This window comes from Pseudomonas sp. LBUM1671 (genome assembly GCF_059695685.1).
The window spans coordinates 640,996-657,039 of the sequence record NZ_CP166782.1 but is presented as its reverse complement, the minus strand read 5'-3'; the positions used below and the strand labels follow the sequence as shown (position 1 = coordinate 657,039).

The following is a 16,044-nucleotide window of genomic DNA, read 5'->3' as shown; positions in this document are numbered from 1 at the left end:
AAAGCGGAGCACATGTGATGAAACAGCCCAAAGTGAATTTCTACAACCTGGCCTGGCGCTGGCATTTCTATGCCGGTCTGTTCGTCGCGCCATTCATGGTGATGCTGGCCCTGACCGGTGTCATTTACCTGTTCAAGCCGCAACTCGATCCGTTGATGTACGGCAGCCTGATGAACGTCCCGGCCGGGCATCACAGCGTCCCGGCCGACGACCTGCTCAAGCGGGTGAAACAGGCGTATCCACACGCCACGATCAAACAGTACCTGCCGCCGGTCAACGCCGAGCGCAGCGCGCAGTTTGTCGTGATCAATGGCGGCACCGAGCTCAACGTATTCATCGATCCCTACCAGGGCGACATCCTCGGCGAGCAAGACGCCAAGAAGAATCTGCAAGCGGTGGCGCGAGCGATTCACGGTGAATTGATGATTGGCACCGTCGGTGATCGGCTGGTCGAACTGGCCGCTGGATGGGGCGTGGTGCTGGTGGTTTCCGGCGTATTCCTGTGGTGGCCGCGTGGCCAGGCGGCCGGCATTTTGTGGCCGCGCCTGACCAGTCGCGGTCGAGTGCTGTGGCGTGATTTGCATGCTGTCACCGGCTTCTGGGGCGCATCGTTGCTGCTGGTGATGCTGCTTAGCGGCATGACCTGGACCGGGTTCTGGGGCCAGAAATACGCGCAAGTGTGGAACGTGTTCCCGGCGGCGATGTGGGACAACGTGCCCAAGTCCGACGTCGAGGCCCGCAGCCTCAACTCCGCCACTCGCCAGACCGTGCCGTGGGCCATGGAAAACACGCCGATGCCAATGTCCGGTGACCACGCCGAACACATGGCCCACGACGGCGCGAAATCCGGCCCAGCGGCGCCAACCATCAGCCTGCAAGACGTGCAGAACATCGCCGTGCAACGCCAGGTCGAGCCGGGTTACAGCATCACCTTCCCGACCACAGACACCGGCGTGTTCACCATCGCCGTGTTTGCCGACGACCCGCGCAACGACGCCACGCTGCATGTCGATCAGTACACCGGCGATGTCCTCGCCGACGTGCGCTTCGAGCAATACGGCACCGTCGCCCGCGCCACGGAAATCGGCGTGATGCTGCACGAAGGCAAGATGTTCGGCGTGCTCAACCAGATCATCGTGCTGCTGATCTGCCTGATGATTTTGCTTAGCGCGGTCAGCGGCGTGGTGATCTGGTGGAAGCGTCGGCCACAGGGGAAATTCGGTGTGCCACCGCTGCGTCACGACCTGCCGAAATGGAAAACCGCGATGGTGATCATGTTTGCATTGGCGGTGATATTTCCGCTGGTAGGTGCATCCTTGGTGGTGGTCTGGGTATTGGATCGCGTGTTGTTGTCGCGCTTCACCCGACCAACTGAATCGGCCTCATCTTCATCGTGAAACAGGCGAGATGCGCGGATCAGAGAGCCCTGTAGACTTTCCGCGCTTGGCTCAGCATCATTCTTAGCGTTACTGTATAACTCAAGCGTACCGTTTTAATCAGCAGGCCCCATCGCGGGCAAGCCCGCTCCCACAGGATTTTCGCGATCCCTGTGGGAGCGGGCTTGCCCGCGATTGCGTCATCAGCATCACCCATGATCTCAGAGCCAATGCATGACCTCGCTGAACCTCACAACCCTCGCCTGGACACCCCAGGGCCACGGCCACTGCCATCACCAGTTCCAGCTGCGCGACGCGTCCCTGCAGGTGTCCGCCGGTGAGTTCGTCGGGTTGATCGGTCCCAACGGCAGCGGCAAAACCAGCCTGCTGCGTTGCGCTTATCGCTTCAGCAAGCCCGAAAGCGGCGAGGTCCAACTCGGCCACCACAACGTCTGGAAACAATCCTCGCGCTGGTGCGCGCAACGTATCGCCGTGGTGCTGCAGGAGTTTCCCGACGCCTTCGGCCTGACTGTCGACGAGGTGGTCGCCATGGGGCGCACGCCGCACAAAGGCCTGTTCGATGGCGACACGCTTGAAGACCGAAACCTGGCGACTCAAGCATTGGAATCCGTCGGTCTCAGAGGCTTCGAAGACCACGCCTTCGCCACCCTCTCCGGCGGTGAAAAACAGCGTGTGATCCTCGCTCGCGCCCTGGCCCAGCAACCGCAATTGCTGATTCTCGACGAACCGACCAACCACCTCGACCCGCGCTTTCAGCTTGAGCTTTTACAGCTAGTCAAACGCCTGAAAATCGGCACCCTGGCCAGCATCCACGACCTCAATCTGGCCGCCGCTTTCTGCGATCGTTTGTACGTGATCAATCACGGTCGCATCGTCGTCAGCGGCACCCCGAAAGAAGTCCTGACCGCCCCGCTGCTGCGCGACGTGTTCGGCGTCGAAGCGCTGATCGATGAACACCCCTTGCACGGCTACCCACGAATCACCTGGATAACCCAATGATGAATTTGCGTTCCCTGCTCTGCGTCGCTCTGTTGCTGGGCAGTGCCCAAGCCTTTGCCGAAGCCACGAAATACCCACTGACGATCCACAGCTGCAACCGCGAAGTGACGTTCAAGCAAGCGCCGAAACACGCGGTCAGCCACGACATCAACATGACCCAGATGATGCTCGCCCTCGGCCTCAAGCCGAGCATGGCCGGCTACAGCGGCGTCACGGGTTGGAAGTCGGTCACGCCCGAGATGCAGACCATCCTCGACGGCTTGCCGGAACTGGCAGCGAAATACCCGTCGGTGGAAACCCTGCTCAACGCCAACGTCGATTTCTTCTTCGCCGGCTGGGATTACGGCATGCGCGTAGGCGGCGACCTCACGCCGCAAACGTTGCAACCACTGGGCATCAATGTCTATGAGCTGACCGAGTCCTGCGCCTTCGTCATGAAGCGTCCACCGGCCAGCCTGGAAGACACCTACAACGACCTGCGCAACCTCGGCAAAATCTTCGACGTGCAGGATCGCGCCAATGCACTCATCGCCCAAATGCAGGCGCAAGTCGCCGAGGTGCGCAAGGATCTGCCTGCCGACAAACCGCGCGTGTTTCTCTACGACAGCGGTGAAGACCGCGCCATGACTTCCGGCCGCCTCGGCATGCCGCAGGCACTGATCGACGCCGCAGGCGGGCGCAACATTCTGGACGACGTCGAGGCGAGCTGGACCCGCGTGAACTGGGAAAATGTGGTCGAGCGCAACCCGCAGGTGATCGTGATCGTCGACTACGGCGAAGTCACCGCCGAACAGAAGGAGCAATTCCTGCTCGACAACAAGGCGCTGGAATCGGTGGACGCGATCAAGCACCAGCGCTTCATCGTGATTCCCTACGTGCAGGCCACGCCGGGCATCGACAACGTGCTGGCGGTTGAAACCCTGGCCAAAGGTTTCCACGGCGAATGATGGATCGTCGCTATGCCTTGCTGCTGGTGATGCTCGGCGCGCTGTTGCTGGTGTCGTGCGTGGTGTCGCTAGGCTTCGGCCCGGCGCGGGTGCCGGTGGACGTGGTGTGGCGGATCTTGCTGCACAAGATTTTGGGTGTCGGCGTTGCGGACTGGACCGCCGGGCAGGAACACATCGTGTGGTTGATCCGTGTGCCGCGCATGCTGCTCGGTGCGTTGGTGGGTGCTGGACTGGCGCTGATCGGCGCCGTGTTGCAAGCGGTGACGCGCAATCCGTTGGCTGACCCGCATCTGCTCGGGGTCACTTCCGGCGCGACCCTTGGCGCGGTAATCGTGGTGCTGCATGTCGGTGAAATCGTCGGTCTGCTGACCTTGCCGATCGCAGCGTTCATCGGCGCACTGCTGAGCATGGTGATCGTGCTGATGATCGCCAATCGCAACGGCCGACTGGACAGTGACCGCCTCCTGCTGTGCGGCGTGGCCGTGTCGTTCGTGATGATGGCGATTGCCAATTTGCTGCTGTTTCTCGGCGATCACAGGGCGAGTTCCGCGGTGATGTTCTGGATGCTCGGCGGGCTCGGGTTGGCGCGTTGGGAGTTGCTTGCGGTGCCGGCCGCCAGCGTGTTGCTGGGATTGGTCTTGCTGCTAGGCATGGCCCGACCGTTGAATGCGCTGATGGCTGGTGAACAGACCGCCGTGACCCTCGGTTTGAATGCTCGAACCGTTCGGTTGCGGGTGTTTTTGATTGCATCGCTGATGACCGGGGTACTGGTGTCGATCAGTGGTTCCATCGGGTTTGTCGGGCTGATGGTGCCGCACATAGCGCGACGATTGGTCGGCGCCGAACACCGTCGGTTGCTGCCGGTGTGCGTGTTGCTGGGCAGCATTTTCCTCGTCTGGGTCGATGTCGCCGCCCGCACCCTGATCGCCCCGGAAGACCTGCCCATCGGCGTCGCCACCGCGGCCATCGGCGGCCTATTCTTCATCGGCCTCATGCGCCGCCGCTGATCCTGTCAGCACACCACCGAACCTTGTGGGAGCCAGCCTGCTGGCGATGACGGCGGCACATCCAGCATCACTTCGCCTGAAATGCCGCTATCGCGAGCAGGCTCGCTCCCACAGGGGTTTATCGTTGTCCACAGGCTCCGTGTCCGACACAAACCCACTGTGGGAGCGTGATTCTGGGGTTGTTTAGGTGTGTTTATACGAATGCAAAAAAACCGGACGTTTCCCACGACTTTTTCAGGTTGTTCGTCGGACGTGGGCTGTCTAGTCTGGGGGTGTCACTGAAGACTCAGTGATCGGGTGTGAGAACCCGGCCAGGTTTCAATCTATCGCAAGCACCACCATAATTGCCGCCAGCTTATTCGCTGCCTGCAATGTTCTATGGCGGCTGTGTGCGGGCGGACTTCGGTTCGGCCGGGTTGATTCCTACCGGTTTCTCACTCCGCACATAGCTGCCACCCCTTCGTCGCGTGAGAAACGACAAGTGATGGCTCCAATTGCTTCAAGGGAATCATTGCCATGACTAAGAAAATCGTACCCGATCCACCCATCGACACCACCACGCCCGAACCCGAAACATCACGCGACGACGACCTGCTTCGAGACCGCGATGCCATCAACCGCGCCCTCGACTACTACCTCGATCCCGCGACCCACTACGCCGAAAAACCCCGCCGCCCCAGCACCATGTTCATGATTGCCCCCGACAACGACACCGAAAGCCTGTTGGTCAATGCCTGTGAATCCTTGGCATCCGCCAGTGTGATGGCCAGCGATTTCGCCGCCGACCTGATCGGCCCGCAACGTCACAAGGCGATGGCAATCCAGCAAATCATCATGCTCGCGGAACTGGCGGTGAACCGCGCGGTGGATAACGTCGTTCCCACCTAGAAACCTTGCAAAAAATTGTGGGAATGAGCCTCTGTGGCGACGGAGCTTGCTCCCGCTCGGCTGCGAAGCAGTCGTAAACCATTGCGCGCGGTACACCTGATGCACCGTGCTTGCAGGTTTTGGGGCCGCTTCGCGCCCCAGCGGGAGCAAGCTCCCTCGCCACAGGCTTTGTGTTCACTAGAGATTTTCTGCGCCCCAATGTGGCGCACCCCTACGCACCAACGCGCCAGACACGATCCTTCATGGTGCGCCGCCCCCTCTGCGCAACCGCTCTAACACGACATTTCCGTGCCTTTTACCGACCGGGCACAGCCTTTGCAAAACAGCCTTCAGTAGTCCGCATCTGCCAACCAAGAAAACTCATAAGTTCATGGAGATCGCACAATGAAGCGTCGCAGTTTGATCAAGGCTTTCACACTCACGGCAAGCATTGCCGCGATGGGCATGACCTGGACCGTCCAGGCCGCCGAGACCATCAAGGTCGGTATTCTGCATTCGTTGTCCGGCACCATGGCGATCTCCGAAACCTCGCTCAAAGACATGGCGTTGATGACCATCGACGAAATCAACGCCAAGGGCGGCGTGAACGGCAAGATGCTGGAACCGGTGGTGGTGGACCCTGCGTCGAACTGGCCGCTGTTCGCGGAAAAGGGTCGTCAGCTGCTGACTCAGGACAAGGTCGCCGTGGTGTTTGGCTGCTGGACATCGGTGTCGCGTAAATCGGTGCTCCCGGTGTTCGAAGAACTCAATGGCCTGCTGTTCTATCCGGTGCAATACGAAGGCGAGGAGATGTCGCCGAACGTGTTCTACACCGGCGCCGCGCCGAACCAACAGGCAATCCCGGCCGTTGAATACCTGATGAGTGAAGAAGGTGGCAGCGCCAAGCGCTACTTCCTGCTCGGCACCGACTACGTTTACCCGCGCACCACCAACAAGATTCTGCGCTCGTTCCTGCACTCCAAAGGCGTGGCGGACAAAGACATCGAAGAGGTCTACACCCCGTTCGGTCACAGCGACTACCAGACCATCGTGGCCAACATCAAAAAATTCTCGGCCGGTGGCAAAACGGCGGTCATCTCCACCGTCAACGGCGACTCCAACGTGCCGTTCTATAAAGAGCTGGCCAACCAGGGCCTGAAAGCCACTGACGTTCCGGTCGTGGCATTCTCCGTCGGCGAAGAAGAACTGCGCGGCATCGACACCAAACCGCTGGTGGGTAACCTCGCGGCATGGAACTACTTCGAGTCGGTCGAGAACCCGGCGAACAAGAAATTCGTCGCCGACTGGAAAGCCTACGCCAAGAAACACAACCTGCCGGGCGCCGACAAAGCGGTGACCAACGACCCGATGGAAGCCACGTACGTGGGCATCCACATGTGGGCGCAAGCGGCGGAGAAAGCCAAGTCCACCGACGTCGACAAAGTCCGCGAAGCCCTCGCCGGCCAGACCTTTGCCGCGCCGTCGGGTTACACGCTGACCATGGACAAGACCAACCACCACCTGCACAAACCGGTGATGATCGGCGAGATCCAGGCCGATGGTCAGTTCAACGTGGTGTGGCAGACCGAGGGGCCGATCCGCGCCCAGCCTTGGAGCCCGTTCATTTCGGGTAACGACAAGAAGCCGGATTATGCGGTGAAGAGCAACTGAGGCGGATCTGGAGTTTGGGGTGGGTCTGAGATCCACCCCTCACCCCAGCCCTCTCCCCAATGGGGAGAGGGGGAAAGGGAGCCGATCTTCATGCTTTTCAAAGCCTGAGTTCGACTCGATTTTGCAGGTCGCAGCAAATTGGCCAAACACCTCGGTCAGTCCCCTCGCCCCTTTGGGGAGAGGGTTAGGGTGAGGGGTCGATTTAACAGGAACACCACCAATGCCCACTGCCCTCTACCGCTTCATCCTCGCCATCGCGCTTTTACTGCCGATGGCCGCGCATTCTGGCGAAGCCGAAGACTTCGTCGCCGCCAATCCCGTGCAGCAAGCCAAGCTTCTGGAGTCCTGGGCCGCGCAGCCCGACCCGGCCCGTATCGAACTGATCAACGCCCTGCAACAAGGCGAGCTGACCGTCGACGGCCAACCGAAAACCCTGCGCCTGAATAACCGCCTGCGGGGTCTGATCGACACCGCGCTGGCCAGCCACCAATTGCTCGCCGCCGACGCCAAGATCCGTCTGGCTGCCGCGCAGCAATTGCAGAAAAGCGCCAAACCGGCGCAGCTGAAATTCCTCGACCAGCAACTGGCTGGCGAAACAGATGAAAGCGTCCATGCCGCATTGAGCCTGGCCCTGGCCAACCTGCAATTGGTCGACACTGACCCGGCCGTGCGCCTGGCGGCGGTGCGCCTGCTCGGCGAAACCGGCGATCCTCTGGCACGTACCCGCCTCGAGAGCCTGCTGGAACCGGGCACCGAAGCCGACGCCAACGTGCGCACCGCCGCCGAAACCAGCCTGGCGCAAGTCAAACGCAAACTGCTGATCGGCGAGATGCTCGGTCAGGCTTTCAGTGGCATGTCATTGGGCTCGATTCTGCTGCTCGCGGCACTGGGCCTGGCGATCACCTTCGGCCTGCTCGGCGTAATCAACATGGCCCACGGCGAGATGCTGATGCTCGGCGCGTACTCAACCTACGTGGTGCAGCTGATGTTCCAGCGCTACGCCCCGCAAGCCATCGAGTTCTACCCATTGATCGCCTTGCCGGTGGCGTTTTTCGTCACCGCCGCGATCGGCATGGCCCTGGAACGCACGGTGATTCGTCACCTCTACGGCCGCCCGCTGGAAACCCTGCTCGCAACCTGGGGCATCAGCCTCATGCTGATTCAGCTGGTGCGACTGGTGTTCGGCGCGCAGAACGTCGAAGTGGCCAACCCCGCGTGGCTCTCGGGCGGGATTCAGGTGTTGCCGAATCTGGTGCTGCCGTACAACCGCATCGTGATCATCGCCTTCGCGCTGTTTGTGGTGGTGCTGACCTGGCTGCTGCTGAACAAGACGCGCCTGGGTTTGAACGTGCGCGCCGTCACCCAGAACCGCAACATGGCCGCCTGCTGCGGCGTCCCGACCGGGCGCGTGGACATGCTCGCGTTTGGCCTCGGCTCAGGCATCGCCGGCCTCGGCGGGGTGGCCCTCAGCCAGATCGGCAACGTCGGTCCGGACCTCGGCCAGAGCTACATCATCGACTCGTTCCTGGTGGTGGTGCTCGGCGGTGTCGGCCAGTTGGCCGGTAGCGTCCTGGCCGCGTTCGGCCTCGGTATCGCCAACAAGATTCTCGAACCGCAGATCGGCGCCGTGCTCGGCAAGATCCTGATCCTCGCGCTGATCATTCTGTTCATCCAGAAGCGTCCGCAAGGCCTCTTCGCACTGAAAGGACGGGTGATCGACTGATGAACCAGCCCCTGATGCTCACGGCCACGCAAAAGGCCGGCCCCAAAGTCACCATCGCTGTCGGCGCGGTGATTCTGGTTCTGCTGCTGGCGTTGCCGCTCCTGTCGTTGTTGCCGCCGGACAGCGCGTTTCACGTCTCGGCCTACACGTTGACGCTGGTGGGCAAGATCCTGTGCTACGCCATCGTCGCCCTGGCCCTGGACCTGGTCTGGGGTTACGCCGGTCTGTTGTCACTCGGCCACGGTCTGTTCTTCGCCCTCGGCGGTTACGCGATGGGCATGTACCTGATGCGCCAGGCGTCGGGCGATGGCTTGCCGGCGTTCATGACCTTCCTGTCGTGGACCGAACTGCCGTGGTACTGGACCGGCACCAGCAGCTTCCTGTGGTCGATGTGCCTGGTGGTGTTGGCCCCGGGGTTGCTGGCGCTGGTCTTCGGGTTCTTCGCCTTCCGTTCGCGGATCAAGGGCGTGTATTTCTCGATCATGACCCAGGCCCTGACCTTCGCCGGGATGCTGCTGTTTTTCCGCAATGAAACCGGGTTTGGCGGCAACAACGGCTTCACCAACTTCCGCACGATTCTCGGGTTTGGCATTACCGAACCGGGCACACGCGCGGTGTTGTTTTTTGCCACGGTGGTGTTGCTGGTGGCGAGTCTGTTTATCGGCTGGCGACTGGCGCAAAGCAAGTTCGGTCGCGTGCTGACGGCGCTAAGGGATGCGGAAAACCGCCTGATGTTTTGTGGCTACGACCCGCGAGGTTTCAAGCTGTTTGTCTGGGTGTTGAGCGCGGTGTTGTGCGGACTCGCGGGCGCGCTCTATGTGCCGCAAGTCGGGATCATCAACCCGAGTGAGATGTCGCCGACCAACTCCATTGAAGCCGCCGTCTGGGTCGCACTGGGTGGGCGCGGTACGCTGATCGGCCCACTGCTCGGCGCCGGTGTGGTCAACGGAATGAAGAGCTGGTTCACCGTGGCGTTCCCCGAATACTGGCTGTTCTTCCTCGGCGCGCTGTTCATTGTCGTGACCCTGTACTTGCCCAAAGGCGTGATCGGCCTGCTGAAAAAAAGAGGTGAACAATGAGAGTCACTGCGACGGCTGAATTCATGCTCGAACCGGCGTTTTTCCCAGTGGAGCCCAACAAGGACGCCGGCAGTAGCCGCGACGCCATCGGCCTCGGGCAACGAGTCGGTCCCGGCCTGAATACGCGCCACGGCACGATCCTGACCCTGGAAGACATCAGCGTCAGCTTCGATGGCTTCAAGGCGCTAAACGATCTGAACCTGTACATCGGCGTCGGCGAACTGCGCTGCATCATCGGTCCCAACGGCGCGGGCAAGACCACGTTGATGGACGTCATCACCGGCAAGACTCACCCCAGTCACGGCAAAGCCTGGTTCGGTGAAACCCTGGACCTGACGTCGATGAGCGAAGTGCAGATAGCCCAGGCCGGCATCGGCCGCAAGTTCCAGAAGCCAACGGTGTTCGAAGCCTTGAGCGTGTTCGAGAACCTGGAGCTGGCGCAGAAAACCGACAAGTCGGTGTGGGCCAGCCTGCGGGCTCGCTTGAGTGGTGAACAAAAGGATCGAATTGCCGAGGTGCTGGAAACCATTCGCCTGACCAGCTCGGTCAATCGCCCGGCGGGTCTGTTGTCCCACGGCCAGAAGCAGTTTCTGGAAATCGGCATGCTGCTCATGCAAGACCCGCAACTGCTGCTGCTCGATGAGCCAGTGGCGGGCATGACCGACGCTGAAACCGAGTTCACCGCCGAGCTGTTCAAGAGCCTCGCGGGTAAGCATTCGCTGATGGTGGTGGAGCACGACATGGGTTTTGTCGGCTCCATTGCCGACCACGTCACCGTGTTGCACCAGGGCAGCGTGCTGGCCGAAGGGTCGCTGGAGCAGGTGCAGGAAAACGAGCGGGTGATTGAGGTTTATCTCGGTCGATGAACCTGCCAACACGGTCACTGTGGGAGCTGGCCTGCCAGCGATAGCGGTAGGTCAGACAACATCAATGCTGAATGTGCCGCCCCCATCGCTGGCAGGCCAGCTCCCACAGGGGTTCTGTTTGAAATTTAAGGAATCTGGACATGCTGCAAGTCGACAAGCTGCACCAGTATTACGGCGGTAGCCACATCCTGCGGGGCCTGACGTTTGACGTGAAAGTCGGTGAAGTCACGTGCCTGCTGGGGCGCAACGGTGTCGGCAAGACCACCCTGCTCAAATGCCTGATGGGTTTGCTGCCGGCCAAGGAAGGCGCGGTGAACTGGGAAGGCAAACCGATCACCACGTTCAAACCACACCAGCGAGTGCATGCCGGGATCGCTTATGTGCCACAGGGACGCGAGATTTTCGGCCGGCTGACTGTGGAAGAAAACCTGCTGATGGGCCTGTCGCGATTTCCTGGCTCTGAAGCCAAGGAAGTCCCGGCATTCATCTACGAGCTGTTCCCGGTGTTGCTGCAAATGAAGCAACGACGCGGCGGTGACTTGTCCGGCGGCCAGCAGCAGCAATTGGCGATCGGTCGCGCACTGGCCAGCCGTCCACGGCTGCTGATTCTCGATGAGCCCACCGAAGGCATCCAGCCGTCGGTGATCAAGGAGATCGGCGTAGTGATCAAGAAGCTCGCCGCCCGGGGCGACATGGCGATTCTGCTGGTGGAGCAGTTCTACGATTTCGCCGCGGAACTGGCGGACCAGTACCTGGTGATGTCCAGGGGCGAGATCGTGCAGCAAGGTCGCGGCGAAAATATGGAAGCCGAGGGTGTGCGTGGCCTGGTTACGATCTAATCTGCAGCGTCCTGACGATAATCAGAAAATATGAATTTACCTCTCCCCACTGCCCTGTTTACCCCGAGCTGGCACGCTGAACTGGAGCTCGGCTACGCCCGTTTCGGCGATAGCACGCGCCCGGTCCTGCGCCGGCATAAAGGCCCGCTGCGGGTGCAGAAGCACCTGTATGCCGAAGGGCCCGAGGTGTGCCAACACATCATCGTCCACCCGCCGGGCGGCATTGCCGGCGGTGATCGGCTGGATATCAGCGCCAGCGTCGGCAGCCAGGCCTGGGCACAAATCACCAGCCCGGGTGCCGCCAAGTGGTATCGCGCCGCAGGGCCCGCCTATCAGCACCTGAATCTTAAAGTGGCGAGCGGTGCGACACTGGAATGGCTGCCGCAAGAGACGATTATTTTCAGCGACGCTCAGGCCGAGCTCAGCACCTCGATTGATCTGGAGGGCGACGCCCGGCTGTTTTACTGGGACGTTGTAGCACTGGGCCGACCGGCCAGTGGCGAACGCTTCGATCTCGGTCATTTTCAGGCGCAGCTGGACATCCGCCGCGACGGCCAGTTGCTCTGGCACGAACGCCAGCGCATTGTCGGGGATGATGGTTTGCTTGATTCACCGATTGGCCTGGATGGGCAACCGGTGTTTGCGACGTTGCTGGTGACGGGGGAGATTGATAGCGAACTGCTGGAAACCTGCCGTTCGCTGCCCAACGAAGTGCGCGGGGATCTGACGCAATTGCCGGGGCTTTTGGTGGCTCGCTGCCTGGCTAGTGAAGCGCTGTTGGCGCGGGGCTGGTTGATTGATTTGTGGCGTCTGCTCCGGCCTGCGTTACTCGGCCGAGATGCCGTCCCACCCCGAATATGGAGCACCTGAAATGCAATCCAATGTGGGAGCGAGCCTGCTCGCGATAGCGTCGGCACATTCAACACATCAGTTGCCTGACACACCGCCATCGCGAGCAGGCTCACTCCCACAGGGGTTTTGTATTTACAGATCCGAATACTTTTTATCTGCCCAGATGGATTCCAAACGATGGACCTGACCCCACGCGAAAAAGACAAGCTGCTGATCTTCACCGCCGGCCTCGTAGCCGAGCGGCGTTTAGCGCGCGGTGTGAAACTCAATTACCCGGAAGCCATGGCCTACATCTCCGCAGCGCTGCTCGAAGGCGCCCGTGACGGCCAGACCGTGGCCGAGCTGATGCACTTCGGCACCACCCTGCTCAACCGCGAACAAGTGATGGAAGGCATCCCGGAAATGATCCCGGAGATCCAGGTCGAAGCGACGTTCCCCGACGGCACCAAATTGGTCACCGTTCACCAACCCATCGCCTGAGGACGCGTCATGACCTATCAAATCCGTGATGCGCTGCACGCCGACCTGCCGGCGATCCGCGACATCTACAACGACGCCGTGCTCAACACCACGGCGATCTGGAACGAACAGGCCGTGGACCTGGGCAACCGTCAGGCCTGGTTCAGTGCCCGGCAAGCCCAGGCTTATCCGATCCTGGTGATTGTCGACGGTGATAACACGGTGCTGGGCTACGCTTCATTTGGTGACTGGCGGCCGTTCGACGGTTTCCGCCATACCGTCGAGCATTCTGTCTACGTGCGCAGCGATCAACGAGGCAACGGTCTCGGCCCGCTACTGATGACGGCGCTGATCGAACGCGCCAAAGGCTGTGACAAACACGTCATGGTCGCGGCCATCGAAAGCGGCAATGCCGCTTCCATCCGTTTGCATGAACGGGCCGGTTTCGTGATCACTGGAGAGATGCCGCAAGTGGGCACCAAATTCGGCCGCTGGCTGGACCTGACTTTCATGCAACTGACCCTCAATCCTGGCGCGGAGCCGCCGCCCGCCCACAAGGAGTAATTGCCGATGAACGCTGCCCAACTACGCCGCGTCAATGTTGAAAGCTTTGCGCACTATCGTCAGGGTTTGATTGATCTGCTGCTCGACGCCGTCGGCTATGGCGCCAGTGTCGGGTTCATGGCCAATCTGGACGCCGCTGCGGCCCGCGCCTATTTCGATGACGTTCAGGACAACCTGAACAAAGGCAACGTGCTGCTGTGGGTGGTGGTCAAGGACGAGCAAGTGCAGGCCAGCGTGCAGTTGACCCTGTGCCAGAAAGCCAATGGCCTGAACCGCGCTGAAGTGCAGAAACTGCTGGTGCGTGAACATGCGCGGCGCCGTGGCCTGGGCCAACAGTTGATGAGCGCGCTGGAACAGGCCGCGCTCCAGCACAAGCGCGGCATGCTCTATCTCGACACGGAGGCCGGCTCACCGGCCGAGGATTTCTACAAGGCATTGGGTTACACCAAGGCCGGTCAAATCCCCGACTACGCCTGCGACCCGAGCGGCCAGTACAAACCGACCGCCCTCTACTACAAGATTCTTCAGGGGGCCCATTGATGATTCCCGGTGAATACCAGATCCAGCCCGGCGACATCGAACTCAATGTGGGCCGCCGCACGGTCAGCCTGAAAGTGGCCAACAGCGGCGACCGGCCAATTCAGGTCGGCTCGCATTACCACTTCTTCGAAACCAACGACGCCCTCACCTTCGACCGCGCGGCCAGTCGCGGCATGCGCCTGAACATTCCCGCCGGCACCGCCGTGCGCTTCGAGCCGGGGCAGAGTCGCGAGGTCGAACTGGTGGACCTGGCCGGGCATCGCCGGGTGTTCGGGTTTGCCGGCAGGATCATGGGTGACCTTGACTGATCGACCCCTGTGGCGAGGGGATTTATCCCCGTTCGGGTGCGAAGCACCCGCCATCCAGCCAACGAAGTATTGCGGATAAACCGAAGTGGCAGATTTACGACCGCTACGCGGCCGAACGGGGATAAATCCCCTCGCCACAATAAATTTGTGCAAGGAATTGTGATGAAGATTTCCCGTCAGGCCTACGCCGACATGTTCGGCCCCACCGTCGGTGACAAGGTCCGTCTGGCCGACACCGAGCTGTGGATCGAAGTGGAAAAAGACTTCACCACCTACGGCGAAGAAGTGAAATTCGGTGGTGGCAAAGTCATCCGCGACGGCCAGGGTCAGAGCCAGCTTTTGGCCGCCGAAGTCGTCGACACGCTGATCACCAACGCACTGATCATCGACCACTGGGGCATCGTCAAAGCCGACGTCGGCCTCAAGGACGGGCGCATCGCCGCGATCGGCAAGGCCGGCAATCCGGACATCCAGCCGAACGTGACCATCGCGGTCGGCGCCAGCACCGAAGTCATTGCCGGGGAAGGCATGATCCTCACCGCCGGTGGCATTGACACGCACATCCACTTCATCTGCCCGCAGCAGATCGAAGAAGCGCTGATGAGCGGCGTCACCACCATGATCGGTGGCGGCACCGGCCCGGCCACCGGCACCAACGCCACCACCTGCACCTCCGGGCCGTGGCACCTGGCGCGCATGCTTCAAGCAGCCGATGCCTTCCCGATGAACATCGGCTTCACCGGCAAGGGCAACGCCAGCCTGCCGGAGCCGTTGATCGAGCAGGTCAAGGCCGGCGCGATCGGCCTCAAGCTACATGAAGACTGGGGCACCACCCCGGCGAGCATCGACAACTGCCTGAACGTCGCCGACCAGTACGACGTGCAGGTCGCGATTCACACCGACACGCTCAACGAGTCGGGCTTCGTTGAAACCACCCTCGCCGCCTTCAAGGGCCGCACCATCCACACCTATCACACCGAAGGCGCGGGTGGCGGTCATGCCCCGGACATCATCAAGGCCTGCGGTTTTGCCAATGTGCTGCCGAGCTCGACCAATCCGACCCGGCCGTTCACCCGCAACACCATCGACGAACACCTCGACATGCTCATGGTCTGCCACCACCTGGACCCGAGCATCGCCGAAGACGTGGCCTTCGCCGAAAGCCGCATCCGTCGCGAAACCATCGCTGCCGAAGACATCCTGCACGACCTCGGCGCGTTCTCGATGATCAGCTCCGACAGCCAGGCCATGGGCCGTGTCGGCGAAGTCATCACGCGCACCTGGCAAACCGCCGACAAGATGAAAAAACAGCGCGGCCCACTGCCGGGCGATGGCGAAGGCAACGACAACTTCCGCGCCAAACGCTACATCGCCAAGTACACGATCAACCCGGCGATCACCCACGGCATCAGCCATGAAGTGGGTTCGGTCGAAGTGGGCAAATGGGCCGATCTGGTGCTCTGGCGTCCAGCGTTTTTCGGTGTCAAACCGACGCTCATCCTCAAGGGTGGCGCCATCGCCGCCAGCCTGATGGGCGATGCCAACGCCTCGATTCCAACGCCGCAACCGGTGCACTACCGACCGATGTTTGCCAGCTACGGCGGCTCGTTGCACGCCACCAGCCTGACTTTTATCAGCCAGGCGGCGCAGGAGGCCGGCTTGCCTGAAGCGTTGGGTTTGAAGAAGAAAATCGCTGTGGTCAAAGGGTGTCGCGAGGTGCAGAAAACCGACCTGATTCACAACGACTATCTGCCTGACATTGATGTTGATCCGCAGACTTATCAGGTCAAGGCTGATGGGGTTTTGCTCTGGTGCGAGCCAGCGGATGTGCTGCCGATGGCCCAGCGTTACTTCCTGTTCTGATACCCGGTCAGGCATAAAAAATCCGGCACGAAGGTCATCAATCTTCGTGCCGGGACGGCTGTA

General features: G+C 61.1%; 16 protein-coding genes. All 16 read left to right on the top strand.

All coding sequences use genetic code 11. The features are described from left to right. Window positions 1–17 precede the first annotated feature (17 nt). The 16 genes from ACA060_RS02920 to ureC all read left to right on the top strand — a co-directional run bounded on the left by ACA060_RS02920 (window position 18) and on the right by ureC (window position 15,981). Window positions 18–1,397: a PepSY-associated TM helix domain-containing protein gene (locus ACA060_RS02920; protein ID WP_497315316.1), complete on the top strand. Its 1,380-nt coding sequence runs from the start codon at window positions 18–20 to the stop codon at window positions 1,395–1,397. A 213-nt stretch (window positions 1,398–1,610) separates the two neighbouring features. Continuing rightward, a complete protein-coding gene (locus tag ACA060_RS02915) occupies window positions 1,611–2,396 on the top strand; it encodes an ABC transporter ATP-binding protein (RefSeq protein ID WP_497315314.1) in 786 nt (261 codons plus the stop codon). Next, on the top strand, window positions 2,396–3,343 hold the full coding sequence (locus ACA060_RS02910) for an ABC transporter substrate-binding protein (protein WP_497315312.1): 948 nt from the start codon (window positions 2,396–2,398) through the stop codon (window positions 3,341–3,343). The genes ACA060_RS02915 and ACA060_RS02910 overlap by 1 nt, the downstream gene beginning before the upstream one ends. Continuing rightward, window positions 3,340–4,350: a FecCD family ABC transporter permease gene (locus ACA060_RS02905; protein WP_497315310.1), complete on the top strand. Its 1,011-nt coding sequence runs from the start codon at window positions 3,340–3,342 to the stop codon at window positions 4,348–4,350. The genes ACA060_RS02910 and ACA060_RS02905 overlap by 4 nt, the downstream gene beginning before the upstream one ends. 516 nt (window positions 4,351–4,866) lie before the next feature. Then, window positions 4,867–5,238: a DUF6124 family protein gene (locus ACA060_RS02900; RefSeq protein ID WP_497315308.1), complete on the top strand. Its 372-nt coding sequence runs from the start codon at window positions 4,867–4,869 to the stop codon at window positions 5,236–5,238. Between the two features lie 384 nt (window positions 5,239–5,622). Then, entirely contained in the window at window positions 5,623–6,888 is a 1,266-nt protein-coding gene (urtA, locus tag ACA060_RS02895) for an urea ABC transporter substrate-binding protein (RefSeq protein ID WP_010463931.1), read from the top strand. Between the two features lie 220 nt (window positions 6,889–7,108). Continuing rightward, window positions 7,109–8,611, top strand: coding sequence for an urea ABC transporter permease subunit UrtB (gene urtB, locus ACA060_RS02890; protein WP_497315306.1), 1,503 nt, complete (start codon window positions 7,109–7,111; stop codon window positions 8,609–8,611). Next, window positions 8,611–9,690, top strand: a complete 1,080-nt coding sequence (gene urtC, locus ACA060_RS02885) for an urea ABC transporter permease subunit UrtC (protein WP_109627756.1) — start codon at window positions 8,611–8,613, stop codon at window positions 9,688–9,690. Before urtB ends, urtC begins: the two co-directional genes overlap by 1 nt. Further along, window positions 9,687–10,556 carry an urea ABC transporter ATP-binding protein UrtD gene (gene urtD / locus ACA060_RS02880; RefSeq protein ID WP_497315304.1) on the top strand — a complete coding sequence of 290 codons (870 nt, stop codon included), beginning with the start codon at window positions 9,687–9,689 and terminating at the stop codon, window positions 10,554–10,556. The genes urtC and urtD overlap by 4 nt, the downstream gene beginning before the upstream one ends. Window positions 10,557–10,696: 140 nt before the next feature. Then, complete coding sequence (gene urtE, locus ACA060_RS02875; RefSeq protein WP_077748951.1) at window positions 10,697–11,395, top strand: urea ABC transporter ATP-binding subunit UrtE; 699 nt, start codon at window positions 10,697–10,699, stop codon at window positions 11,393–11,395. Window positions 11,396–11,425: 30 nt separating this feature from the next. Continuing rightward, the gene (locus ACA060_RS02870) at window positions 11,426–12,265 is read left to right on the top strand and encodes an urease accessory protein UreD (protein WP_497315302.1); all 840 of its coding nucleotides are present in this window, start codon (window positions 11,426–11,428) and stop codon (window positions 12,263–12,265) included. 159 nt (window positions 12,266–12,424) lie between these two features. After that, a complete protein-coding gene (ureA, locus tag ACA060_RS02865; protein WP_109627753.1) occupies window positions 12,425–12,727 on the top strand; it encodes an urease subunit gamma in 303 nt (100 codons plus the stop codon). 9 nt (window positions 12,728–12,736) lie between these two features. Then, complete coding sequence (locus tag ACA060_RS02860) at window positions 12,737–13,270, top strand: GNAT family N-acetyltransferase (RefSeq protein ID WP_497315299.1); 534 nt, start codon at window positions 12,737–12,739, stop codon at window positions 13,268–13,270. A gap of 6 nt (window positions 13,271–13,276) precedes the next feature. Continuing rightward, a complete protein-coding gene (locus ACA060_RS02855; protein ID WP_497315297.1) occupies window positions 13,277–13,810 on the top strand; it encodes a GNAT family N-acetyltransferase in 534 nt (177 codons plus the stop codon). Further along, window positions 13,810–14,118: an urease subunit beta gene (locus ACA060_RS02850; protein ID WP_109627750.1), complete on the top strand. Its 309-nt coding sequence runs from the start codon at window positions 13,810–13,812 to the stop codon at window positions 14,116–14,118. The genes ACA060_RS02855 and ACA060_RS02850 overlap by 1 nt, the downstream gene beginning before the upstream one ends. A 162-nt stretch (window positions 14,119–14,280) precedes the next feature. Then, the gene (ureC, locus tag ACA060_RS02845; RefSeq protein ID WP_497315295.1) at window positions 14,281–15,981 is read left to right on the top strand and encodes an urease subunit alpha; all 1,701 of its coding nucleotides are present in this window, start codon (window positions 14,281–14,283) and stop codon (window positions 15,979–15,981) included. The last annotated feature ends 63 nt before the right edge of the window (window positions 15,982–16,044 follow it).

Coding starts and splice junctions, on each gene's coding strand:
- urtE (WP_077748951.1), top strand. CDS start 10,697: ATGCTGCAAGTCGACAAGCTGCACCAGTATTACGGCGGTAGCCACATC.
- ureC (WP_497315295.1), top strand. CDS start 14,281: ATGAAGATTTCCCGTCAGGCCTACGCCGACATGTTCGGCCCCACCGTC.
- ACA060_RS02850 (WP_109627750.1), top strand. CDS start 13,810: ATGATTCCCGGTGAATACCAGATCCAGCCCGGCGACATCGAACTCAAT.
- ACA060_RS02860 (WP_497315299.1), top strand. CDS start 12,737: ATGACCTATCAAATCCGTGATGCGCTGCACGCCGACCTGCCGGCGATC.
- ACA060_RS02870 (WP_497315302.1), top strand. CDS start 11,426: ATGAATTTACCTCTCCCCACTGCCCTGTTTACCCCGAGCTGGCACGCT.
- ACA060_RS02910 (WP_497315312.1), top strand. CDS start 2,396: ATGAATTTGCGTTCCCTGCTCTGCGTCGCTCTGTTGCTGGGCAGTGCC.
- ACA060_RS02855 (WP_497315297.1), top strand. CDS start 13,277: ATGAACGCTGCCCAACTACGCCGCGTCAATGTTGAAAGCTTTGCGCAC.
- ACA060_RS02920 (WP_497315316.1), top strand. CDS start 18: ATGAAACAGCCCAAAGTGAATTTCTACAACCTGGCCTGGCGCTGGCAT.
- ACA060_RS02905 (WP_497315310.1), top strand. CDS start 3,340: ATGATGGATCGTCGCTATGCCTTGCTGCTGGTGATGCTCGGCGCGCTG.
- ureA (WP_109627753.1), top strand. CDS start 12,425: ATGGACCTGACCCCACGCGAAAAAGACAAGCTGCTGATCTTCACCGCC.
- urtD (WP_497315304.1), top strand. CDS start 9,687: ATGAGAGTCACTGCGACGGCTGAATTCATGCTCGAACCGGCGTTTTTC.
- ACA060_RS02915 (WP_497315314.1), top strand. CDS start 1,611: ATGACCTCGCTGAACCTCACAACCCTCGCCTGGACACCCCAGGGCCAC.
- urtC (WP_109627756.1), top strand. CDS start 8,611: ATGAACCAGCCCCTGATGCTCACGGCCACGCAAAAGGCCGGCCCCAAA.
- urtB (WP_497315306.1), top strand. CDS start 7,109: ATGCCCACTGCCCTCTACCGCTTCATCCTCGCCATCGCGCTTTTACTG.
- urtA (WP_010463931.1), top strand. CDS start 5,623: ATGAAGCGTCGCAGTTTGATCAAGGCTTTCACACTCACGGCAAGCATT.
- ACA060_RS02900 (WP_497315308.1), top strand. CDS start 4,867: ATGACTAAGAAAATCGTACCCGATCCACCCATCGACACCACCACGCCC.